At 56.2% G+C, this 21,075-nt stretch carries 17 protein-coding genes and 1 pseudogene; 8 read left to right on the forward strand and 10 right to left on the reverse strand.

Annotated features, from left to right (window positions below):
- Positions 1-47 precede the first annotated feature (47 nt).
- Positions 48-734 (reverse strand): GntR family transcriptional regulator, encoded by a 687-nt coding sequence (locus PL597_RS13795; RefSeq protein WP_271365420.1) that lies wholly within the window; start codon positions 732-734, stop codon positions 48-50.
- A 205-nt stretch (positions 735-939) separates the two neighbouring features.
- On the opposite strand from PL597_RS13795, the gene PL597_RS13800 reads away from it, so the two are divergent.
- The 4 genes from PL597_RS13800 to PL597_RS13815 all read left to right on the forward strand — a co-directional run bounded on the left by PL597_RS13800 (position 940) and on the right by PL597_RS13815 (position 4,908).
- A complete protein-coding gene (locus PL597_RS13800) occupies positions 940-2,052 on the forward strand; it encodes an ABC transporter ATP-binding protein (RefSeq protein WP_271365421.1) in 1,113 nt (370 codons plus the stop codon).
- A complete protein-coding gene (locus PL597_RS13805) occupies positions 2,049-2,951 on the forward strand; it encodes an ABC transporter permease (RefSeq protein ID WP_271365422.1) in 903 nt (300 codons plus the stop codon). Before PL597_RS13800 ends, PL597_RS13805 begins: the two co-directional genes overlap by 4 nt.
- A gap of 40 nt (positions 2,952-2,991) precedes the next feature.
- Positions 2,992-3,798, forward strand: a complete 807-nt coding sequence (locus PL597_RS13810) for an ABC transporter permease (protein ID WP_271365423.1) — start codon at positions 2,992-2,994, stop codon at positions 3,796-3,798.
- 78 nt (positions 3,799-3,876) lie between these two features.
- Positions 3,877-4,908, forward strand: a complete 1,032-nt coding sequence (locus PL597_RS13815) for an ABC transporter substrate-binding protein (RefSeq protein ID WP_271365531.1) — start codon at positions 3,877-3,879, stop codon at positions 4,906-4,908.
- A gap of 309 nt (positions 4,909-5,217) precedes the next feature.
- Here the strand turns inward: PL597_RS13815 and blcR are convergent, their stop codons facing one another.
- Positions 5,218-6,009, reverse strand: a complete 792-nt coding sequence (gene blcR / locus PL597_RS13820; protein WP_271365424.1) for an IclR family transcriptional regulator BlcR — start codon at positions 6,007-6,009, stop codon at positions 5,218-5,220.
- A 91-nt stretch (positions 6,010-6,100) separates the two neighbouring features.
- Here blcR and PL597_RS13825 point away from each other — a divergent pair, with 91 nt between their 5' ends.
- Genes PL597_RS13825 through attM form a run of 3 tightly spaced genes read left to right on the forward strand, consistent with a single transcriptional unit; the run spans position 6,101 to position 9,573 of the window.
- Positions 6,101-7,555, forward strand: a complete 1,455-nt coding sequence (locus tag PL597_RS13825) for an NAD-dependent succinate-semialdehyde dehydrogenase (RefSeq protein ID WP_271365425.1) — start codon at positions 6,101-6,103, stop codon at positions 7,553-7,555.
- Between the two features lie 20 nt (positions 7,556-7,575).
- Positions 7,576-8,736, forward strand: coding sequence for an iron-containing alcohol dehydrogenase (locus PL597_RS13830; protein ID WP_271365426.1), 1,161 nt, complete (start codon positions 7,576-7,578; stop codon positions 8,734-8,736).
- Positions 8,737-8,781: 45 nt separating this feature from the next.
- Positions 8,782-9,573 (forward strand): AttM family quorum-quenching N-acyl homoserine lactonase, encoded by a 792-nt coding sequence (gene attM, locus PL597_RS13835; protein ID WP_217005546.1) that lies wholly within the window; start codon positions 8,782-8,784, stop codon positions 9,571-9,573.
- Positions 9,574-10,019: 446 nt separating this feature from the next.
- Here the strand turns inward: attM and PL597_RS13840 are convergent, their stop codons facing one another.
- The 7 genes and pseudogenes from PL597_RS13840 to PL597_RS13870 form a co-directional block, all read right to left on the reverse strand.
- Positions 10,020-10,187, reverse strand: a complete 168-nt coding sequence (locus PL597_RS13840) for a hypothetical protein (RefSeq protein ID WP_217005548.1) — start codon at positions 10,185-10,187, stop codon at positions 10,020-10,022.
- A 117-nt stretch (positions 10,188-10,304) separates the two neighbouring features.
- Positions 10,305-11,912, reverse strand: a complete 1,608-nt coding sequence (locus tag PL597_RS13845; RefSeq protein ID WP_271365430.1) for an ABC transporter ATP-binding protein — start codon at positions 11,910-11,912, stop codon at positions 10,305-10,307.
- Between the two features lies 1 nt (position 11,913).
- Positions 11,914-13,044 carry an ABC transporter permease gene (locus PL597_RS13850; RefSeq protein ID WP_217005552.1) on the reverse strand — a complete coding sequence of 377 codons (1,131 nt, stop codon included), beginning with the start codon at positions 13,042-13,044 and terminating at the stop codon, positions 11,914-11,916.
- Positions 13,037-13,960, reverse strand: a complete 924-nt coding sequence (gene oppB, locus PL597_RS13855) for an oligopeptide ABC transporter permease OppB (protein WP_149148736.1) — start codon at positions 13,958-13,960, stop codon at positions 13,037-13,039. Before oppB ends, PL597_RS13850 begins: the two co-directional genes overlap by 8 nt.
- Before the next feature lie 54 nt (positions 13,961-14,014).
- Entirely contained in the window at positions 14,015-15,610 is a 1,596-nt protein-coding gene (locus PL597_RS13860; protein WP_217005556.1) for a peptide ABC transporter substrate-binding protein, read from the reverse strand.
- A gap of 354 nt (positions 15,611-15,964) precedes the next feature.
- Positions 15,965-16,733 (reverse strand): annotated as a pseudogene (locus PL597_RS13865) (IS6 family transposase).
- Positions 16,734-16,805: 72 nt separating this feature from the next.
- Positions 16,806-18,002 carry a TCR/Tet family MFS transporter gene (locus tag PL597_RS13870; RefSeq protein ID WP_271365432.1) on the reverse strand — a complete coding sequence of 399 codons (1,197 nt, stop codon included), beginning with the start codon at positions 18,000-18,002 and terminating at the stop codon, positions 16,806-16,808.
- 52 nt (positions 18,003-18,054) lie between these two features.
- Here PL597_RS13870 and PL597_RS13875 point away from each other — a divergent pair, with 52 nt between their 5' ends.
- Positions 18,055-18,732: a TetR/AcrR family transcriptional regulator C-terminal domain-containing protein gene (locus tag PL597_RS13875; protein WP_271365433.1), complete on the forward strand. Its 678-nt coding sequence runs from the start codon at positions 18,055-18,057 to the stop codon at positions 18,730-18,732.
- A gap of 695 nt (positions 18,733-19,427) precedes the next feature.
- Here PL597_RS13875 and groL read toward each other — a convergent pair.
- Positions 19,428-21,056, reverse strand: a complete 1,629-nt coding sequence (gene groL / locus PL597_RS13880; RefSeq protein ID WP_271365434.1) for a chaperonin GroEL — start codon at positions 21,054-21,056, stop codon at positions 19,428-19,430.
- Between the last annotated feature and the right edge of the window lie 19 nt (positions 21,057-21,075).

A 21,075-nucleotide genomic window follows, 5' to 3' on the forward strand; every position in this document is an offset into this window, starting at 1 on the left:
AAAAATCCGATGAGTCAATATGTGACGTCAATTTAAAGTTCAGGTTATTATTCGTCCGTAGTTGATACGGCGTTGCGCAGTTTGCGGTAGCCCTCCCTGATGTCGTTCTCTATCGCCGCCCGCACGCCGGCGGGGTCATTGTCAATGAGAGCCTCAATCGCGACCATGTGATTGTGGACGCCCTGGCGATTTTGCGCGTACTCGGGGTAAAGGTTGAGAAGCGTAGGACCAATTCGCGCCCAAAGGGTTTCAATCATGCTGAGCAGGCCGGTCATTCCGGATAGATTGTAGATGGCAAAGTGGAATTCCTTGTTGTGCCAAAGAGCATCGTGATACCTGCCTTCTTCTAGATTTTTGTTTATAACCTCCTGTATATCAATGAGTTTTTTTATTGACCCTTCGTCGGGATTCCTTGCTCCGTATTCCGCGGCAGTTCCTTCCAGGGCGATCCTCGTAACGGTGATATCGCGCAGTTCCGCCCTTGTGAGCGTCGGAACGACGAGCGTCTTTGGGCCGGAAAAAACAAGTACCGATTCCGTCGTCAGGCGGTTCAATGCGTCGCGCGCAGGCGTGGTGCTTACGTTGAGTTCGCTGGCTATCCCCCGGACGGTAAACTTGTGTCCGGGAGGGTAGCTGCCGCGGATCATTCTCTCCCGTAGCACATCATAGACCATGCTTCCCATTCGCTGGCCTTGAACGCCGGCATCGCTCTCATCACGTAAAATGTCGATCATTTTCCCCTCTTGTTCCGTTGACTTACCGCATTTTTGATGTCACAAAAATGAAATGCAAAGTTTTTGCGAACGAAATGTGACAACATAAACGCTATTAGCTTCTAATCTGTTACGCGTCGCTGGCTTGGCAAGATAATCTTGAAAGCTGCTCCGAGCACCCGTTTTCACGTTCGTCGCAGCATTAAAAAGAAGGAGGGGTAAGGTATTGATAGGTGAGACTCTAAATCTTGACGGGCTTGCGAAGAGCTATGGCAACGTCGTTGCGGTCGCTGGTGTTGACGTCTGCGTGCAGCCAGGCGAATTCGTCTCAGTGCTGGGCCCTTCTGGCTCGGGCAAGACCAGCGTCCTGACGATGATTGCCGGTTTTGAGCGTCCCACTGCAGGCAGGATCGTGATCGGCGACCGTGACGTGACCGACCTTGCTCCGAATAAGCGAAATATCGGGATGGTCTTTCAGAAATACGCGCTTTTCCCCCATCTCACTGTCCGTCAGAACATTGCTTTCCCGCTAAAGCTCAGATCGCGCTGGCGCTCTGGATGGAAGCAGCGGGCGGACGACATGCTTGACCTCGTTCACCTGGCCGGTTTTGCTGACAGGTTTCCTTCTGAACTGTCGGGTGGCCAGCAGCAGCGTGTGGCGGTCGCGCGAGCGCTTGCGTTTGAGCCACCCGTTATGCTGATGGACGAGCCCCTCGGCGCGCTTGACAAGAAGTTGCGCGAAGCCATGCAGTTCGAAATCAAGCGCATCCAGAGGCAGGTGGGAGCAACCGTCCTTTATGTAACGCATGATCAGGAAGAAGCGCTGACGATGTCCGATCGCGTTGCGATAATGCAGGGCGGAAATATCGTCCAGATAGGAGCTCCCTCCAGTCTTTACCACGCGCCCGCCACCCGTTTTGTTGCTGATTTTGTCGGAAAAATGAGCTTCGTCGAAGGAGAGGTTGTTTCTTTTGAAGACGACGGGATGTTCGTGCGACTAGCCGACGACGTCTTTGTCCGGGCCGGTTCTGGCGATGCGGCACGGGGAACAATCCGGCTTGGTGACGAGGTAATCCTCGCCATGCGTCCCGAGAGGATCGCCTTGAAAAAACGAGGTCCTCAAGGCCGCGGGGTAATTCCAGCTCAGATCGAGAGTCTGGCATTCGTTGGATCATTCCATGCGTTCATCGTCCGTCTGGACCTACCTGGATCACCGCTGGTGGAGGTTCAGGTCGTGACCGGAAGTGAGGTAGATTTCCGGCCCGGTGATACAGTGGATCTCGTACCCGACCCGCATGCCGTCAGCTTTTTTTCCAAAGAGGAGAGGTCTGTGGCATGAGCGCTTCTTCACCCGCTTCCAGAGCACTCGCCAATCTGCAAAGTCTGATGTTTGCTTCGCCCTCTGCAAAAACATATTCCCATGCAGGTGCGTTGCTTTTGCTTCTTCCAGCTGCAGTCATGCTTTTGACAGGGTTCATTTATCCTCTGGCAAAACTCGTCGCGCTCAGTATGCCGGACATGAGCTTCGAGCTGTACATTCGCATCTTTCGCGAACCGCTTTATCTAAACGTCCTGCTCTCCACAACGGTCGTTGCACTGTCGGTTATGTGCTGCTGCCTCTTCCTGGGTTTTCCTGTAGCTTACGCGATGGTCCGGCTCAAACACCCTTGGGCCCTCATATTGACGGGATGCGTGCTCATTCCGCTTTGGACATCAGTCCTGGTCCGATCATATGCTTGGATTGTGCTGCTTCAGAGAACCGGTATCATCAACCAGGCACTTCTGGCGGGCAAGCTAATCGACGAGCCCCTGCGCATGATCTACACACAGGGCGCGGTCATTGTCGCAATGACTCATGTCCTTCTTCCCTTCATGATCATGCCCATCTTTGCGTCACTGCGGGCTATTCCTCCGGAGTACGTTCAGGCGGCAATGAATCTTGGATCAACCCGATTGCACGCCTTTCGCGCAATCATTGTTCCTCTGAGCCTTCCTGGGATATTTGCGGGCTGCGTAATCAGTTTCGTTCTTGCACTCGGTTTCTATGTCACCCCGGCGTTGGTAGGGGGAGCCGGATCGCTCATGATGGCAACGCTCATCGGTCAACAAACGACTGTCCTGCTCGATTGGCCTTTTGCAGCTGCGCTCTCAACCTCACTGTTGGTCGTCACGCTTGCCGTCATAATCATATTTCGAAGAACACTTTCGCTAAGCAAGGGGCTGAACAGTGGCATCTGATAGTTCAACATTTCCGGTCTGGCCTACTGTGGTACGGCCAGTGCGCAATACCATCGGACGGTATCGTAATATCCTCCGCATCTATACCGTGGGCCTCTTTGTCCTGCTGATAACGGTATTCTTGGTCTTGCCGACATTTCTCGTCATCCCCATGAGCCTGAATGACGGCAGCTATCTTGCGTTTCCACCGCAAGGCCTAACATTAAAATGGTACAGGGCGTATTTTTCGGATCCTGATTGGATGGCGGCCACATTGTTCAGCCTGCAGGTCGCACTCGCGACAGCTGTTGTGGCAACAACCATCGGCACGACAGCAGCGCTTGCGCTCGCAAAAAGCAGACTGCCTCTTAAGGGGCTTCTGCAAAGCCTCGCGCTTGGGCCTATGATCGTCCCGCACGTGGTTCTGGGTGTATCGCTTTACCTCGTGTTTTCACCGTGGAGAATAACGGGGACGTTTGCAGGCTTTGTTCTCGCGCACACAGTTTTAGCCATCCCGTATGTCATGATCGTGGTGGGTGCTGCGGTGCAGAAGTTTGATCCTTCGCTCGAACTCGCGGCCCTCAACTGCGGCGCAAATCGAATCCAGAGCTTCTTCCTTGTGATGCTGCCCAATATAGGCCCAAGCGTGGCTGCGGCTTCGGTCTTTGCATTTCTTGCGTCGTTCGATGACGCGACGGTTTCGTTCTTTATCTCTGACATTGGCGGGAAGTCGATTGGACGCAAGATGTTCGAAGATATCGATTTCAACCTCACACCAGTGATCGCCGCCGCGTCAACCGTGCTCGTCGCGATCTCGCTCGTGCTCATGACGGCGGCGCAACTTCTGACGACTCGAAGCAGACATTAACTCCACATTAACTGAAGAGGATTTGAAATGATCAGATCGGATCAGACGCCGAAGGCTTGCCTGAGGTCCGCGTTTTACATGTTCGTCGCCTTTGCTCTCATATTCGCTCTTGGGTTTCAAAAGGCGAGCGCCGAGCAACGTGTGGTCATTGCTACCACGGGAGGTACCTATGAAAAGGCCCTGCGTGATGCGTGGTTCGAACCCTTCACGAAAGCGACAGGCATAAAGGTCGTCACTGTTTCTGGAACGGATGCGGAAAAGCGGGCAAAGGTCACGGCTATGGTTCAAACAGGTAACGTCACCTGGGACCTCTATCTGGATGGTGAAATCCAAGCTGGCTCCGACGCACACTTTGCCATAACAGAAGACCTGTCCGACTTTTGCAAACAGTTCATTAACAGCCCGGACCTCCGGGCCGACTCCTGCACGCGCGGCGGGGCGAAATTGCAGTCAACCTCCACGTTATTGGCCTACAAATTGAATGAGAACGGAAGCAACCCTCAAACCTGGGCTGACATGTGGGATTTGGCGAAGTTCCCGGGTGCACGCAGTTTTCCTAGCTTTGACGATCCATGGCGAGTGTTGGCCGCAGCATTGCTGGCGGACGGAGTGCCGAGGGATAAGCTTTTCCCACTTGATGTTGATCGAGCATTTCGCAAGCTCGACGAAGTAAGGGATAGTGTACAGGTTTGGTGGAGGACAGGGGATCAAAGCGTTCAGGCGTTTCGCAATGACGAGTATCGCGTTGGACAGATCTGGTTGACGCGGGCGAAGGCCTTGAGGGCAGAGGGTTACAAGATTGGCTGGAGTTATGATGGCGCATTTCTTGTGGGCGATCGCATAGCGCTCGTGCGTGGCGCGCCAGATCGGGAAAATGCGCTGAAGCTCATTGAGTTCTGGTTGAGGAATCCTGCGGTGCAGGCCAACGCCTGCGAAACGCTTTCGTGCACTCCTCCAAGTCAGAAAGCGATTTCACAGATGTCATCGGAAGCTCGCGCCACCCTGCCATCCGCAGCAGATGTTGAGAACCGGATCATCGTCCCTGATGCACGATGGATCAACGCGAACATGGGTATGTTGGTACAGCGCTGGAACTCATGGATACGCTGAAAAAACCTAGGGAGCCAAGGCACCTTGTCGCGCGTGTGGTTTCGTACGGTACCGAAGGGCCATGACCTGTGATGGCAACAGATTGTTCGGTTTCGTCCCAGGAGGGGAAAACAGGCAATGCGGTGGATCGTGCATCTCCGATCACAGGTCGTTTCCCTTTGTGCTCAACATATCTATGACGTCTGTTGTATGCACGATCAAAAGAGCGTTCGGGCAGCCTCTGTGAGGGGCTGCCCGGGGGCATTGATGCACTACTCCCTACAGCAGAGCTGCACTCGTCGGCATTGACTGCACCACTACAGGCTGCGGCTAATCTTTCTGCGATCGGTACCCAAGCTTTTCAGAAAGCGCGTTGGCGGTGGTGCGAAGCTCCTCACCAAGGCACGCGATTTTTTCGTCGCTGGCTTCGCTGCGGATCAGACTGATTGCAATGCCGGCAGATGCGGCTCCCGAGTAATCGCGTATCGCTGCGCCAATGCAAAGCATACCTTCGCGGATCTGACCATCGTCGATGGAGTAGCCGCGAGCGCGCGTCAGAGCCAGTTCCTCTTCAAGCTGCGAAAGGCCAGCAACGCTCCTTGATGTCAGAGGCTGTGGAAACTGAGAAAACAGCATCCTCAATTCACTGGGCCCGAGATCGGACAGGAGGATCTTCCCGGTGGCCGTAAATGGCGCCGGCAGACGCATACCGATCCGAAACGTGTGTCCAAGCGGCTGGGCCGAGTTGCGACAGCCGATGTAAACGACTTCGCCACCCTCGCGGACTGTGAGGGTCACCGTGTAGGGATCGAGGTCGTGGCGCTGGGCGAGATGGTCGTTGAAAGCTGATACGATATCGAGCTGCGACAAAAAGCCGTTCGCCCATCTGAGCGAGTGGGCTCCAACACGGAGGGTTCCATCGGCGGATCGCGCGAGAAGATCAAGCTCAGTCATCACCGCCAGCAACCCATGCGCGGTGCTTTTGGGCAAGTCCAAAACGCGTGTCAGCTCGGCTGCTGTAAGGTTGCGGGGGGAACCCGAGACCAGATCCAGAATACGCACCGCGCGTCTGAGTGCTGGTACATTGTCTGAAATTTGCGACGATTGTTGATCTTCTGCCATGCGCCTTCCTTGACATCAACGGCCGCATCGGCCCATAGTTCGCTCTATTGATTCTAGTTCAATTAGTTGAACTTTAATACGGGAGGGTTCGATGATCAAGCTGAAAAATTCGGCGCTATTGCGTGATGCATGCCTGGTGAATGGCCGCTGGCTGAAAGCCGCGAATGGCAAGACGATTGCGGTTGAAAATCCCGCCAACTCGATGATCATCGGCCACGTTCCTTCATTATCTGCAGATGAGGTGGAAGCCGCGGTGGAGTCAGCAGGCTGGGCACTTTCTGATTGGAGCCGCCGTGCTGCAAAGGACCGCGCTGCCATACTGCGTCGCTGGTTTGATCTCATGGTGGCGAACGCTGACGATCTTGGCGCGTTGATGACTGCCGAGCAGGGAAAGCCGATTGCGGAAGCAAAGGGCGAGGCCCTTTATGCGGCATCTTTCGTGGAATGGTTCGCCGAAGAAGCCAAACGTGTTTATGGCGATACCATTCCGTCGCCGACCACGGACAAGCGCATTACCATCCTGAAGCAGCCTATCGGCGTCTGCGCCGCGATCACACCATGGAACTTCCCGGCCGCGATGATCACCCGCAAGGCAGCCCCGGCACTTGCCGCAGGTTGTACGATGATCGTCAAACCAGCTGAACAGACCCCTCTCACCGCACTTGCTCTGGGTGTTCTCGCCGAAGAAGCGGGTGTTCCTGCCGGTGTCTTCCAGGTGGTGACGGGCGCCGCACGCGATATCGGCGAGGTGTTTACCGAAAGCGACACGGTGCGAAAGATCTCCTTTACCGGATCGACCGAAGTCGGTCGTTTGCTGATGGCGCAATCGGCCCAGACGATCAAAAAACTGTCGCTGGAACTTGGTGGCAATGCGCCTTTCATCGTCTTTGATGATGCCGATCTGGATGCGGCCGTTGAGGGGGCGATCGTGTCGAAATACCGCAATGCCGGACAGACCTGTGTTTGCTCCAACCGGATCTATGTCCAGGACAGTGTTTACGACGCATTCGCGGAAAAGCTGGTCAAAAGGGTCGAAAGCCTGTCCGTCGGCAAAGGCACCGAACCGGGCGTTCTGATTGGACCCCTGATTGACCACGATGCCGTGGCAAAGGTCGAGGATCACATTGCTGACGCCCTTGGCAAGGGGGCAAAGATCGTGACTGGTGGTAAACGCCATAGTCTTGGAGGCACGTTTTACGAACCAACGGTTCTGACGGGTGCAACCCAGGCTATGAAGGTTGCCCGTGAGGAGACCTTTGGTCCGGTCGCCCCGCTCTTTCGGTTCGCGACAGAAGACGAAGCGGTCGCCATGGCGAACGATACCGAATTTGGTCTGGCGGCCTATTTCTACACCGAGAATGTCCGTCGGACATGGCGTGTCGCAGAAGCGCTCGAATACGGCATGGTGGGCCACAATACAGGCCTCATCTCCAACGAAGTCGCACCATTCGGTGGTGTGAAGCAGTCCGGCCTGGGCCGCGAAGGCTCTCACTACGGCATCGATGAATATCTTGAAATCAAATACGTGTGCTCGGCGATCGGCTGAGATCACGCTGGGAGGATAAGATGACCATCAACCCTTTTGAATTCCGCACCGTTCCCTCCATGCAGGTTGCCTGGAGTGGCGCCCAGCGTCTCGGAGAGATCCTTTCCGGCAGGTTTCAGACGCGCAAGGCGCTGTTGATTACCGATGCGGGCCTCATCAAGGTCGGCCTTATCAAGCCGATCGCTGACGCCCTTGTGGCCAGTGGCTTTAACGTCACGATCTTCGACAAGGTCGTCGCTGATCCGCCAGAGCACATCGTTGCCGACTGCGTTGAATCCGCAAGGCGGATTGGCGTCGATATCGTTATTGGTCTTGGCGGCGGTTCATCGCTCGACATCGCCAAGCTCGTGGCTGTCCTTCTGGTCTCCGACCAGACGCTTGCCGAAATGTACGGGATCGGCAACGTGAAGGGAACACGCCTTCCGCTTGTGCTCGTGCCGACCACGGCCGGCACCGGATCGGAAGTCACAAACATCTCGATCATCACCACGGGCGAAACCACCAAGATGGGGGTCGTTTCTCCGCAGCTTTACGCTGATTTCGTTCTTCTGGATGCTGAACTGACGGTGGGACTACCGCAGGTCCATACGGCAGCCACCGGTATCGATGCTATGGTGCATGCAATCGAGGCTTATACCAGCAAACACAAGAAGAACCCGCTGTCAGATGCTCTGGCGCGCGAGGCACTGCGTCTGCTCGGTGCAAACCTGATCGCCGCCTGCAGGAACGGCGCCGACCGGGAAGCCCGCGAAGGCATGCTGTTGGGTGCGACATTGGCAGGTCAGGCTTTCGCCAACTCACCGGTAGCCGCCGTCCACGCGCTCGCTTATCCGCTGGGCGGCCATTATCACGTGCCGCACGGGCTTTCCAACGCCCTGATGCTGGGGCCGGTTTTACGCTTTAACGCGAAGGCTGCAGCGGCGCTTTATGCGGAGCTTGCCGACGTGTTGGGTGTTCCGGGTGACGGTGATGCCGCAACCCGTTCGGATGCGTTCGTTCAGCATATGGAAACGCTGATGGACGAGAGTGGCGCGCCGCGGCGTCTGCGCGATGTCGGGGTGACGGATAACACGCTGGCCATGCTTGCGTCGGACGCAATGAAGCAGAGCCGCCTCCTGGTCAATAATCCGGTCGAAGTCCGCGAAGAGGATGCACTTGCGCTCTACCGCGAGGCATTCTGATCCATTTCTCACATCAATATCTTCAGTCCCAATGGAGGAAAACGAGTGAACGATATCAGACTTTACATGCTTCAGTCGGGTACGCTGAAATGCAAGGTACACAACATCAAGATGAACCAGGGGAATGGTGCCGACTATGAGATCCCCGTTCCATTTTTCCTGATTACCCATCCCGCCGGGCACACCGTCATCGACGGCGGCAACGCGATCGAAGTTGCAACGGATCCGCGGGGCCATTGGGGCGGCATCTGTGATGTCTATTGGCCAGTGCTGGACAAGGATCAGGGCTGCGTTGACCAGATCAAGGCGCTTGGTTTCGATCCGGCCGATGTCAAATATGTTGTGCAGTCGCACCTGCATCTCGATCACACCGGCGCCATCGGTCGCTTCCCCAACGCAACCCACATCGTGCAGCGGTCTGAATATGAGTACGCTTTCACGCCGGACTGGTTTGCTGGTGGTGGTTATATCCGCAAGGACTTCGACAAGCCGGGCCTGAAGTGGCAATTCCTCAACGGTACGCAGGACGACTATTACGACGTTTACGGTGACGGCACGCTCACCACGATCTTCACGCCCGGTCATGCGCCCGGCCACCAGTCCTTCCTGGTGCGATTGCCGAACAGCAAACCGCTTCTCCTGACGATCGATGCTGCCTACACCCTCGACCACTGGGAAGAGAAAGCTTTGCCTGGTTTTCTTGCCTCGACCGTTGACACCGTCCGCTCGGTTCAGAAGCTCCGCACCTATGCCGAAAAGCATGATGCGACGGTCGTTACCGGACATGACCCTGACGCCTGGGCGAACTTCAAGAAGGCTCCCGAATTTTACGCGTAATAACACGCGCAAGCCAACACCCAGATACGGCGAGGTTGCATGCAGCTTCGCCGATTTTTATGATATGAGCCAAGGGCCCTCAGCCGAGCAGGACCGTGTATTTCTGCGCACAGGCCTTTTCGGGATATCCGCCTCCGTTCAGGTCGATCGCGTCGTCGCCTCAAGTGCCTGAATGCTGTCCTGATGTGAGGTTTATCACACTGGCAACCCTGCCAGTTACGTCAATGATGCAAACACTTGTTTCCTTGATCGAGACGTCCAATCCGGCAAAATATACCATGCTGCGCTTCTTCAACTAATGTTTGGAGCTACGTCACGTAGCGCGACGCGCTCAGTCCGCTTCATTTGCGAGGCGATTCCTCCGATACTCAAAGCGGTCTTGTAGCAGACCAGCAGTGACACAATCGGTGCCAGATACCGAACGGTTTTTATAGCTGTTACATAATTTACTTCATGCCCCAATCACGCGGTAAATGGCGGGAATGACCAGGATAATCAGCAGGGTCAACGATGCGGATTTTGTCTTCCGCAGAATGATGCTTGCGCGTCGCGCGGCGGATGTCCTTGATGGTGTTCTCCACCGCCGATGTCTGCGGCCCGGTTTTCTGTCTCATCGCTTCCTTCGATAGTGCTACGATGAGCCGAAAATCCTCTCTTCTCAATTAAACCAATTCTGTCTCAAGGGCGCTGATCCGGGACAGGTTCGACTGCATGCACGGAGTTCTGAGTCATCACACCGACGCGGCAGTATAAGCGGATTCGATGAGTATTTTAGTGTACTCAGCCGACGGCTTGCTGAATATTGTGTCTGTCTCTCCCTCCTCCACGATCTTTCCATTTCTCATGACGATGACGTAATCCGAAATGGCCTTGATGACGGACAGGTCGTGGCTGATGAAGATGTAGGAAAGGCCGTGGGCTTTCTGAAGATCACGTAGCAGATCGATGACCTGGCCCTGAACGGACCGGTCCAGCGCTGACGTGGGTTCGTCAAGAATGATGACCTCGGGTTTAAGAATGATGGCGCGGGCGATGGCGATGCGTTGGCGTTGTCCCCCGGAAAATTCGTGGGGGTATCGGTTGCGGGCGGCGGGATCAAGGCCCACTTCCTTCAGAGCCTCGATTGCGCGTCTGTCCCGTTCCGCACGGTTGAGGTCATGGCCGTGGACGAAGAGCCCCTCGGTGATGATCTCGCCTACCGTCTGTCGCGGCGAAAGCGAACCATACGGATCCTGGAATACCAACTGGAGATGTCGCCGTAGCGGCCGCATCGCCTTTCGATCCAGGCCGGTGATTTCCTGTTTTCCGAAGAAGATCCGGCCATCGGCCTGGATCAGGCGCAGGAGCGCCCGACCGAGCGTGGACTTTCCTGACCCGGATTCCCCAACAATGCCGATTGTCTGCCCCTGGTGGAGGTTGACGTTCACGCCGTCCACTGCCCGGAACTTGCGCGATTTCGACAGGAAGCCGCCCGGAATCGTGTAGTCGATCGTCACGTTCTGACCGGAAAGCACGATCGGAGCCTCTTGACTGACTGCGGACTTGTTCCCACGGGGTTCGGCATCGAGAAGCATCCGGGTGTAATCGGCCTTCGGGCGCTGGAAGATGTCCTCCGTTGACCCGGCTTCCACGATTTCCCCCCGACGCATGACCGACACGCGATCGGCAAAGTGGCGTACGACGCCGAGATCATGCGTAATCAAGACGATTGCCATCCCGAAACGCTGCTGCAGCGATTTCAAAAGATCCAGGATCTGGGCCTGGATCGTGACGTCAAGCGCTGTGGTCGGCTCATCTGCAATCAGGATGTCCGGCTCGTTCGCGAGCGCCATGGCGATCATGACGCGCTGGCGCTGACCACCGGAAAGTTCGTGCGGATAGCTGTCTATCCGCCGCTCGGGTTCTGGAATTCCCACCAGCTTCAGCAGTTCGAGAACGCGCGCCCGCGCCTCTTTTTTACTGCCGCCCCTGTGGTGAATAATCGGCTCAGCAATCTGCGCTCCGATCCGGTAGAGAGGATCGAGCGACGTCATCGGCTCCTGAAAGATCATGGTGATTTTCGCGCCGCGGATTTTGTTCAGCTCGCCGACAGGCAGTCCAAGTAGTTCCCTCCCGCGATATTTCGCCGAGCCGGTGATCGCGCCATTGGAGGCAAGCAATCCCATGATACCCATCATGGTCTGACTTTTGCCCGAACCGGACTCGCCGACGACAGCAAGCGTTTCGCCCTGTTTGACGTCAAGATCGATGCCCTTGACGGCATGGACGGTTCCATCCGGTGTGGTGAAATCGACCTTCAGGTCACGAACGGTGAGGATGGTTTCAGTTTTCGTATTCATGTCAACGATCCTTGGGATCGAGTGCGTCACGCAACCCATCGCCAACAAAATTCAGCGAAAACAGGGTCAGCACGAAGAAGATTGCCGGGAATATCAGAAGCCAGGGGGCTGACTGGATATTGTTGGCGCCTTCGGAAATCAGCGCGCCCCAGCTTGTCAGAGGCGCCTGAACGCCGAGACCGAGGAAGGACAGGAAGCTTTCCAGAAGAATGACTTTGGGCACGACGACCGTCACGAACACGACCACCGGTCCGATCGTATTGGGGATGATATGACGGCGGATGATCTGCCAGTCGCTTAGTCCCAGAGCCTGCGCCGCACTGACAAATTCCCGCCGTTTCAGGGCAAGTGTCTGGCCACGCACGATACGCGCCATATCCAGCCACTCCACCGCGCCGATGACAAGGAAGATCAGGATGAAGCTTCGGCCAAAAAAGACGACCAGAACCACCACCAGAAAAACGAAGGGCAAGGAATAGAGAATTTCGACGAAGCGCATCATCACATTGTCGACGCGCCCGCCGATATAGCCTGCTGTTGCACCGTAGACAACGCCGATCCCCAGCGAAACCAGACTGGCCAGCACTCCAACCGCGATCGAAATCTGTCCGCCCAGCATGACGCGTGCGAGCATGTCACGACCGTTCGAATCTGTGCCGAAGAAGAAGTATTCGCGGTTGACGCCGCCTTCGAGCTTCAGCGTGCGGCCGTCATCTTCGGTTGCAACCAACTTCGTATTTTCGAATTCGTTGGCGCGGTCGAAATAGCGTGTTGCGCGCGGATCGATTGCGCTGCTCGAGGTAATCGTCGCCGTGAAAGACTGGCCTTCAACGGCAAATTCCTTCAGCTCGACGCGGGCTCGGCTGGCGACACCCTCCATCACTCCCTGAAGGTTATTCACATCGGGACGTGGCTCGAGGCTGGGTGCGACCGAGACATAGGAGGAAAAGACCTGATCATACGTATGCGTCAGGAAATGAGGCCCGACAAACGAGAACAGAGCGATCAGAAGCAGCATGACGGAGCCCGCCATGGCCGCCTTGTTGCGTCTGAACCGCAGGGCTGCCAGCTGGAACAGGCTGCGGCTTTTGACCTGTTGCATATGGGCATTCGTGCCGGGGATATCAGTCATGTCTGACCCTCGGATCAAGCAGGCCGTAGAGGATATCGACCACGAGATTGAACAGGATGACGAAGATGGCAACGAGAACGACGGTTCCCATCACCAGGGTATAGTCACGGTTGATGGCGCCGAGAACGAAGTAGCGGCCGACGCCGGGAATGGTGAAGATGGTCTCGATAACCGCCGAACCTGTCAGCAGGGCGGCGGCACAGGGGGCGAGATAGGAAACGACCGGCAACATCGCGGCGCGCATGGCGTGAAAAACAACCACGCTGCGTGCAGGAAGGCCATACGCTTTCGCCGTGCGGATATGGTCCATGCGTAGCGCCTCGATCATCGCGCCGCGCGTTAGCCGTGCAATGACGGCAAGCTGCGGCAAGGCAAGCGCGATCATCGGAAGAATGAGGTAGCGTAGCGATCCGTCGCCCCAGCTGCCAGCCGGGAGAAGCCCGAGCAGCACGGCAAAGACGAGCGTGAGAACCGGAGCAACGACAAAATTCGGTACGGTCACGCCGACCGTCGAGATGGACATGATCGAGAAGTCGAAGGCGCTGTTTTGCCTGAGCGCCGCGAAGGTGCCGGCAAGCACACCGCCGACCAGCGCTAGCAACAGGGCGTAAGAACCCAGTTCGAGCGAATAGGGCAGACCCTTGCCGATCAATTGCGCGACGGTGTTGTCCTTATAGATGTAGCTCGGACCAAAATCGCCGGTGACGGCATTGCCTAGATAGATGAGATACTGGCGCCAGAGTGGCTCATCCAGATGGTAGGTTCTCATCAGGTTTTCCATGGTCTGCGGCGGCAGGGGTCGTTCAAGATTGAACGGACCACCGGGCGCAAAACGCATCAGGAAAAAGGAAATCGTGACGACGATGAACAACGTCGGCACGGCGCTCGCCAAACGGCGCAGAATAAACGATATCATGTTTTTTCGGGCTCCGGCATGGCACGGTGGTGTCTGCCACCGTGCCAGTGCTGCTTATTCGGAAACGCTCAGGAAGCGGCTGAGGTGTTCGTTTGCAGCATTGTCCACCCAGCCCTTGACGCGGTTGGAAACCAGCCAGAGATCGGCCTGCGTCAGCAGCGGTGCCACCGGCTGTTCCTTCATGAGGATTGTTTCTGCCTCATGCAGCAGCTTGGAGCGCGCCGCCGGATCTTTTTCCTCATAGGACTTCTTCATCAACGCGTCATATTCGGCGTTGTTGAACTTCGAGTAGTTGAAGGTCTTGTTGGACGAGATGGAGAGCGCGAGAAAGTTTTCCGCATCCGCATAGTCGGCAACCCAGCCGGCACGTGCCACGTTGAACTTGCCGCCTTCCTGGAGGTACCCATAATGCGAGGCGACGTCGAGGTTCACGAGGGAAACCTTGGCGCCGAAGGTATTCTTCCACATATCGGCGATGGCGGTCGCAACGCGCTCGTGGTTCGGGTTGGTATTGTAACGGATTTCGATGGACAGCGGCTTGCCGCCCTCACCATAACCGGCTTCCTTCATGAGGTTAAGGGCCTCGTCCTCGCGGTCGAGCTGCGACAGTGTCGCGAAGTCGGCCTTGGCGGGCTCTCCGTAGGAATCCATGCCCGGAGGAACCATCGAATAGGCCGGAACCTGCGAGCCGCTGTAGATTTCCTTGGCGAGGAAGTCGCGATCGACAGCCATGGATAGCGCCCGGCGCACGCGGACGTCGTCATACGGTGCTTCGCGCGTATCGAAGGTGTAATAGTAGGTGGCAAGCGTCGGTGAAACGTGCACCTGATCGCCATAGGATTTCCGCAGACGGTCGATCTGGTCAGCAGAGAAATTGTAAGCAAGGTCCATTTCCTTCGCCTCGAAACGGCGAACGGAGGCTGCCTGGTCATCGACGGGGTAGAAGATCACCTTGTCGATCTTGGTATTGGCGGCATCCCAGAAATTGGTGTTCTTCACCACCGTCAGGCTGTCGTTCGGCACATGGGCCTCAAGCTTGTAGGCCCCGTTTGACACCATCACGCCCGGCTTCACGAAATTCGTGCCGTTCTTTTCGAAGCTCGCCTTGGAAATGGGCAGAGCCGTTTGATGGGCGAGCAATTCAAGGAAGAACGGCGTCGGCCGCTCAAGCGTGATCTCCAGGGTCTTGTCATCGACCGCCTTCACGCCGAGCTGGTCAACGGGCGTTTCGCCCTTGTTGATCTTTTCGGCGTTCTTGATCGGGTAGAGAATATTGGCGTATTTCGCTGCGGTCTTCGGGTCTTCGACGCGCCTATAAGAAAAGACAAAATCCTCCGCCGTCACGGGCGTACCATCCGACCACTTCGCATCGGCGCGCAGTTTGAACGTGTAAACGGTACCATCGTCAGACAGCGTCCAGCTTTCGGCCGTGCCCGGAACGATCTTGCCGGTCGCGTCATAGATGGTCAGACCTTCATAGAGATCCTTGACAATAAAGGCCTCGATGTTGATGGACGTCTGTGCCTGATCGAGCGTCTGTGGTTCGCCGGCATTGCCGCGGTGTAGCACCGTTTCGGCGAACGCAGAGCTCGTGCCAAGAAGAAGCGTTCCCACCAGAAGTGCGGTCCGAGTCTTGGTTGTTATCGACATTCTTTCTTTCCCCGTGACTATTGAGCCGACAAATATGGCCAAATCGCCAGGAAGCGCAACCGAGACGAAATCATCAGGTAGAATTGCCACTCCATCGCCCAGGGTTGCGAGAACCGGATGCAGCAGTTGTTTGCCCAATGACTGAAAAACGGTAGAGGTCATGCGGAATTCCGCAACATATTTTGCAAATGTACGGAATTCCGCTCGCGCGCGGATCTGCTAACTTGCAAGTCCTGGTATCTCATCCGACATAATTTACTGGCCGCTCGAAGCTATGCTCCAACTTACCTGATGTGATGGACGGCCTCCGCTCCGGCATCGCATTGTGTCAGGATATGGAGTGTCGAACTCACATCAGGAGGTGGCATGAAAGATGCTGCTCCCAGCATTGAGAGAACGGATTTCTGAGATGCAGATAATCGTGGGACAGTCACGTTTTGCGCCATTTGGCTTATCTTTCCCGGGTCGCAATTCGCGATGATGGCTGGAGTGGACGTCGTGACGGGGGATGTGGAAAAGGTTGGTAATCTGTTTTGGATGGAGACAGAGCGTTGTAATGTCGCGATGACTTGAAGCGCATCATGATCCGCTCTCGCCGCCGGACTGGTTGGTGAAAATTCTCCGCCCGATTGTTCAACCCTTTGTTGGAGCGATGCTCAACGCCGGGCATGATCTGGTGCTTTGCGGCGTCGTAAGATCGAAGCTTATCGGTGATCATCACCCGCGGTGCTCGGCCCTGGCCCTTCAAAAGCTTGCGCATCAGACGCTTGGTTGCCTCGGCATTTCGGCCGCTTTGCACAACAACCTCCAAGGCGAACCCGTCTTGATCCACAGCGCGCCACAGCCAACGTTTCTCTCCACCGATCGAAATCTCGGCTTCATCGAGGTGCCATTTCTCGCCGAGCCGACCGGAGGAGCGGCCGCGGATCTCATTGGCGAAAGTTCGCCCAAATTTCTCCGCCCACAGCCGAACCGTCTGATGGGAGACAATGATCCCTCGAGCCGCCAGCAAGTCCTCGACTATGCGCAGTCTGAGAGGAAACCGGAAATACAGCCAAACGGCGTGAGCAATGATTTCCGCGGGAAAGCGATGGCGGCGATAGAGGGGATCACGGTCTGTCATAGGCCGTCATCGCACATCGAGTTCCAGCTTTCAGTTAAATGACAATGCCCATCGGATGGATGTTTTTAGGCGTCACGTGGTTGTAGTGGTTTTCACGGCCAGCGCGCGGTTCAAAATTGGGATGCATGCGAAATACACCGCCGCGCCAATAAGCCATACGGCACCCGTATGAAGGTCGCGCACAAGCATATAGACGGTTCCAAAAACCGGGGGACCAGCTATGGCCGCCAAGGCGATGGCACTGGAGAGTACGCCTTGTAGAAGGCCCTGTTGCTCTTCTGCGACCTGCCGGGACATTGCAGACAGCAGCGCTGGTTCTCCAACGCCGCCCAGACAGAATAGTGGTATCAGGAGCACCGCCATCCAGCTCATAGAAGCGAATGCCAGAAGAGCGCATGCGGCGGTATCGCAGAGAACAGCAAAGAGTACCGTGCGGAACTCGCCTAGGCGTTCGCCAATTGGTCCTGTTGCAAAAGCTTGCACCGCGGCGTGGAACAGGCCCAAACCTGCGAGCGAGAGACCGATTTGAACAGAGTTCCAGCCATAGCGATCCTGGCCATGCAAAACCCAGACAGTGGCACCAATTTCTCCGACAAGCGCCACGATCACATATACCGCCAAAAGCGGGATCATCGATCGCTGACGCAGGGCCCAGCGGAAGGCAGCAAGAGGCCCCAGGGAGCTGCCCGGGTTCTCATCGGGTGCTTCTGCAGGATGGCTTTCTGATAACCAGCCTGCGACGAGAATAAGGTTAAGCGCGTTGAGGATCGCGGCGAAAATGAAAGGGCTTTGCAGGGAATAGTCACCAAGCATGCCGCCGGCGGCAGGGCCCACTACAAACCCCAACCCAAAAGCGGACGCTAGATAACCAAATCGTCTTGTTCGTTGGTCAGTCGGTGTGACGTCGGCGACATACGCATTCGCCACGGCCATCACAGCCGATGTCATGCCGGAAATTGCCCTGGCGAGGAACAGGACCGGCAGCGTTGGCGCAAATGCCATCAAAAGGTAGTCCAGTGTCCCTCCTGCCAAGGATATGAGTAGGACGCGGCGCCGGCCATACCGATCACTTAGTGTACCTAACACAGGGGCGCAGACGACCTGCATGAAAGCAAAAACAGCGAGGAACAGCCCGTGGAGAACAGGCGAATTCTGGTGTCCAAATTGCTCAAATAAAAGTGGTACTACCGGCAGCACCAGACCTATCCCGGTTACGTTTAGAGCGACGGTAAACCACAATATTGCTATTGACTTCGAAACCAATACCACGTTCCCTATCGATGATAGATAATTTGCCTATCACCGATAGGGAGGGCTCGCAATGGAGAGGACGCTGGAAAAGGAAATTATAATTCGTGCCGCTTTCGACCTGTTGTCGGATCAGGGCCTGGATGCCTTCTCAACCAGGAAGGTCGCGGCAAAGCTGGGCGTGCAGCAACCCTCGCTTTACTGGCATTTCCGAAACAAGAGCTCGCTGTTGTCAGCTATGGTTGAGGATATGCTGGACCGGGGGGGAGCGCATTCTACGCCCCGACCCGATGAGCCTTGGCCCGATTTCATGTTGCGCTCGGCGCATGCTTTCCGAAATGCACTCTTGCAATGTCGAGATGGCGCGCGCCTTTTCGCCGGGACGAAAATTATTCCCGGTCGCCTCGACGCTTTCGAGAACCAACTACAGTATCTGATTACCGGTGGCCTCAATGTGAAGGCTGCAACTCAGCTTACCATCTCAGTCGGTCATTTCGTCGTAGGCTGTGTCATGGCGCAACAGGCCAGCGAGTCCACTCATTCAAAGGAGTCTGGATACGCTCCCGATTTGGGAGAACACGACCTTCTCAAGAATGCTCTCGAAAACCACGCCGGTGCTGACGAGGTCTTTGAATTCGGTATTTCGGCGCTGATCGCTGGTTGCGGGAGTTCCATCGTCAATAGGAAACCGGTTGAGGGCCGCTGCACCTCCAATTTCGCCGATCATCAAACTTCGATAGTAGAGTGCTGATAATCAATGGGTTTTTCTGGCAACTGTGGCTCTCGGGATGATGGTCGAGTGCGCTTCAAGCTACTGCTTTTGAGCGACGCGAAATTTAGTTCCTCGGCAAGATTAGAGCGCGGCGCCTTCTCGCTTCTTCATGCATGTTGACGGGCGAAGCTGCGAGAACGCGGGTAAGCAAAGACGGGAGAAAACGTGCCGGCGACAGATCATCTGGTGTCCGCTCTTCCAGGGTCGATACCTTCGGCAGGGCCTTGACGATTGCCTCGACAGTGCTGGCCGGAAGATGCGCGATTTCGCCCGTCGGCGGGATCTTCGATTGGCTGAGGTCCGGGTTCCAATATACGTTCGGTCGGTTCTTGCCTGTCGGCCACCGGTAGTGCCGAATTCCGATGTGAATAGATGGCGATGTTGCCGCTCGACCCACCCGGCACGTTCGGTCAGAGCATGGTCGGGTTAATCCCAGCGGGCGCAAGGATGCCAGCATGGCATTTCAATACGATGATTGGGATCAATCTGGCGAAGAACGCTTTTCAGGTTCATGGAACTTTTCTTCCGGAGAGGTCAAGTTCCGGCGGAAGCTATCCCGGCAGCATTTTCGTAGATTTATGGCGGACAAGACGCTTCGATAGTCGTTGTCCCGGCACTCTCTTATCCTCCAGAATTGCCCGCCCCAATCGGATAGGGCGGGCTAGGATGATTGCTCAGAAGTCCATTCCGGCGCCGGACGGCAGTGCCGGAGCGGCTTCTTTCTTGGGCTTCTCTGCAATCATTGCTTCGGTCGTGACCAGCAGACCTGCGACAGAGGCTGCATCCTGCAGGGCAGTGCGAACCACCTTTGCCGGATCGATGACCCCTTGGGCGTAAAGATCACCATATTCGCCCGTTTGGGCGTTCCAACCAAACGAAAGATCTGTCTTTTCCCGGAGTTTGCCGACGACAATCGAACCTTCGGCGCCGGCATTTTCAGCAATCTGTCGCACAGGCGCCTCGATTGCCCGGCGAACAATCTCAATACCAACGCGCTGATCGTCATTGGCCGTCGGTAGACCCTCCAACGCTTTGACTGCACGTAGCAAGGCTACGCCACCACCGGGCAGGATACCCTCTTCGACGGCTGCGCGGGTTGCATGAAGGGCGTCATCGACGCGATCCTTCTTCTCTTTCACCTCGACTTCGGTCGAGCCGCCGACGCGAATGACGGCAACACCGCCTGCGAGCTTGGCAAGACGCTCCTGCAGCTTTTCGCGGTCGTAGTCGGATGTCGTCTCCTCGATCTGAGCACGGATCTGAGCCACGCGGCCGTCAATCTCGGCCTTGGAGCCGACGCCATCGATGATGGTCGTGTTTTCCTTCTCTATCGCGACCTTCTTGGCGCGGCCGAGCATGTTCAACGTGACGTTCTCAAGCTTGATGCCGACGTCTTCGGAGATGACGGTGCCCCCCGTCAGGATAGCGATGTCTTCCAGCATCGCCTTGCGGCGATCACCGAAGCCAGGTGCTTTCACTGCGGCGATCTTCAGGCCGCCACGCAGCTTGTTGACGACGAGCGTTGCGAGTGCTTCACCCTCGACGTCCTCGGCGATGATGAGGAGCGGCTTGCCAGACTTCACGACGGCTTCCAACACCGGCAGCAAAGACTGGAGATTGGAGAGCTTCTTCTCATGGATCAGTATATAAGGGTCTTCGAGCTCTACCCGCATCTTGTCCTGGTTGGTCACGAAGTAGGGCGAGAGATAACCGCGGTCGAACTGCATGCCCTCGACGACTTCTAGCTCTGTCTCGGCAGTTTTTGCTTCCTCGACGGTGATAACACCTTCATTGCCGACCTTTTCCATCGCTTCAGCGAGGTACTTGCCGATCTCTTCGTCGCCATTGGCCGAGATCGTTCCAACCTGTGCGATTTCCGAATTGCTGGTAATTTTGCGCGCGTTCGCTTGCAGCTCTTTAACGACTGCCTCTACGGCGATATCGATGCCGCGCTTCAGGTCCATCGGGTTCATGCCCGACGCAACAGCCTTGGCACCTTCCTTGACAATCGCCTGGGCAAGAACAGTTGCGGTTGTTGTGCCGTCGCCGGCGAGATCATTGGTCTTTGATGCCACTTCGCGCAGCATCTGCGCGCCCATGTTCTCGAACTTGTCTTCCAGTTCGATTTCCTTGGCGACCGAAACGCCGTCCTTGGTGATGCGCGGCGCGCCGAACGACTTGTCGATGACGACGTTGCGGCCCTTCGGGCCGAGCGTAACTTTGACGGCGTCGGCAAGAACATCGACCCCACGCAGCATGCGTTCACGGGCATCGGTGTTGAATTTGACTTCTTTTGCAGCCATTTGTTCACTCCTTCAATAG

It is taken from the genome of Agrobacterium sp. ST15.13.013 (genome assembly GCF_027956525.1).
Taxonomy (GTDB): domain Bacteria; phylum Pseudomonadota; class Alphaproteobacteria; order Rhizobiales; family Rhizobiaceae; genus Agrobacterium; species Agrobacterium salinitolerans.

Coding starts and splice junctions, on each gene's coding strand:
- PL597_RS13795 (WP_271365420.1), bottom strand. CDS start 734: ATGATCGACATTTTACGTGATGAGAGCGATGCCGGCGTTCAAGGCCAG.
- PL597_RS13805 (WP_271365422.1), top strand. CDS start 2,049: ATGAGCGCTTCTTCACCCGCTTCCAGAGCACTCGCCAATCTGCAAAGT.
- PL597_RS13815 (WP_271365531.1), top strand. CDS start 3,877: ATGTTCGTCGCCTTTGCTCTCATATTCGCTCTTGGGTTTCAAAAGGCG.
- blcR (WP_271365424.1), bottom strand. CDS start 6,009: ATGGCAGAAGATCAACAATCGTCGCAAATTTCAGACAATGTACCAGCA.
- PL597_RS13825 (WP_271365425.1), top strand. CDS start 6,101: ATGATCAAGCTGAAAAATTCGGCGCTATTGCGTGATGCATGCCTGGTG.
- PL597_RS13830 (WP_271365426.1), top strand. CDS start 7,576: ATGACCATCAACCCTTTTGAATTCCGCACCGTTCCCTCCATGCAGGTT.
- PL597_RS13840 (WP_217005548.1), bottom strand. CDS start 10,187: ATGAGACAGAAAACCGGGCCGCAGACATCGGCGGTGGAGAACACCATC.
- PL597_RS13845 (WP_271365430.1), bottom strand. CDS start 11,912: ATGAATACGAAAACTGAAACCATCCTCACCGTTCGTGACCTGAAGGTC.
- PL597_RS13850 (WP_217005552.1), bottom strand. CDS start 13,044: ATGACTGATATCCCCGGCACGAATGCCCATATGCAACAGGTCAAAAGC.
- oppB (WP_149148736.1), bottom strand. CDS start 13,960: ATGATATCGTTTATTCTGCGCCGTTTGGCGAGCGCCGTGCCGACGTTG.
- PL597_RS13860 (WP_217005556.1), bottom strand. CDS start 15,610: ATGTCGATAACAACCAAGACTCGGACCGCACTTCTGGTGGGAACGCTT.
- PL597_RS13875 (WP_271365433.1), top strand. CDS start 18,055: ATGGAGAGGACGCTGGAAAAGGAAATTATAATTCGTGCCGCTTTCGAC.
- groL (WP_271365434.1), bottom strand. CDS start 21,056: ATGGCTGCAAAAGAAGTCAAATTCAACACCGATGCCCGTGAACGCATG.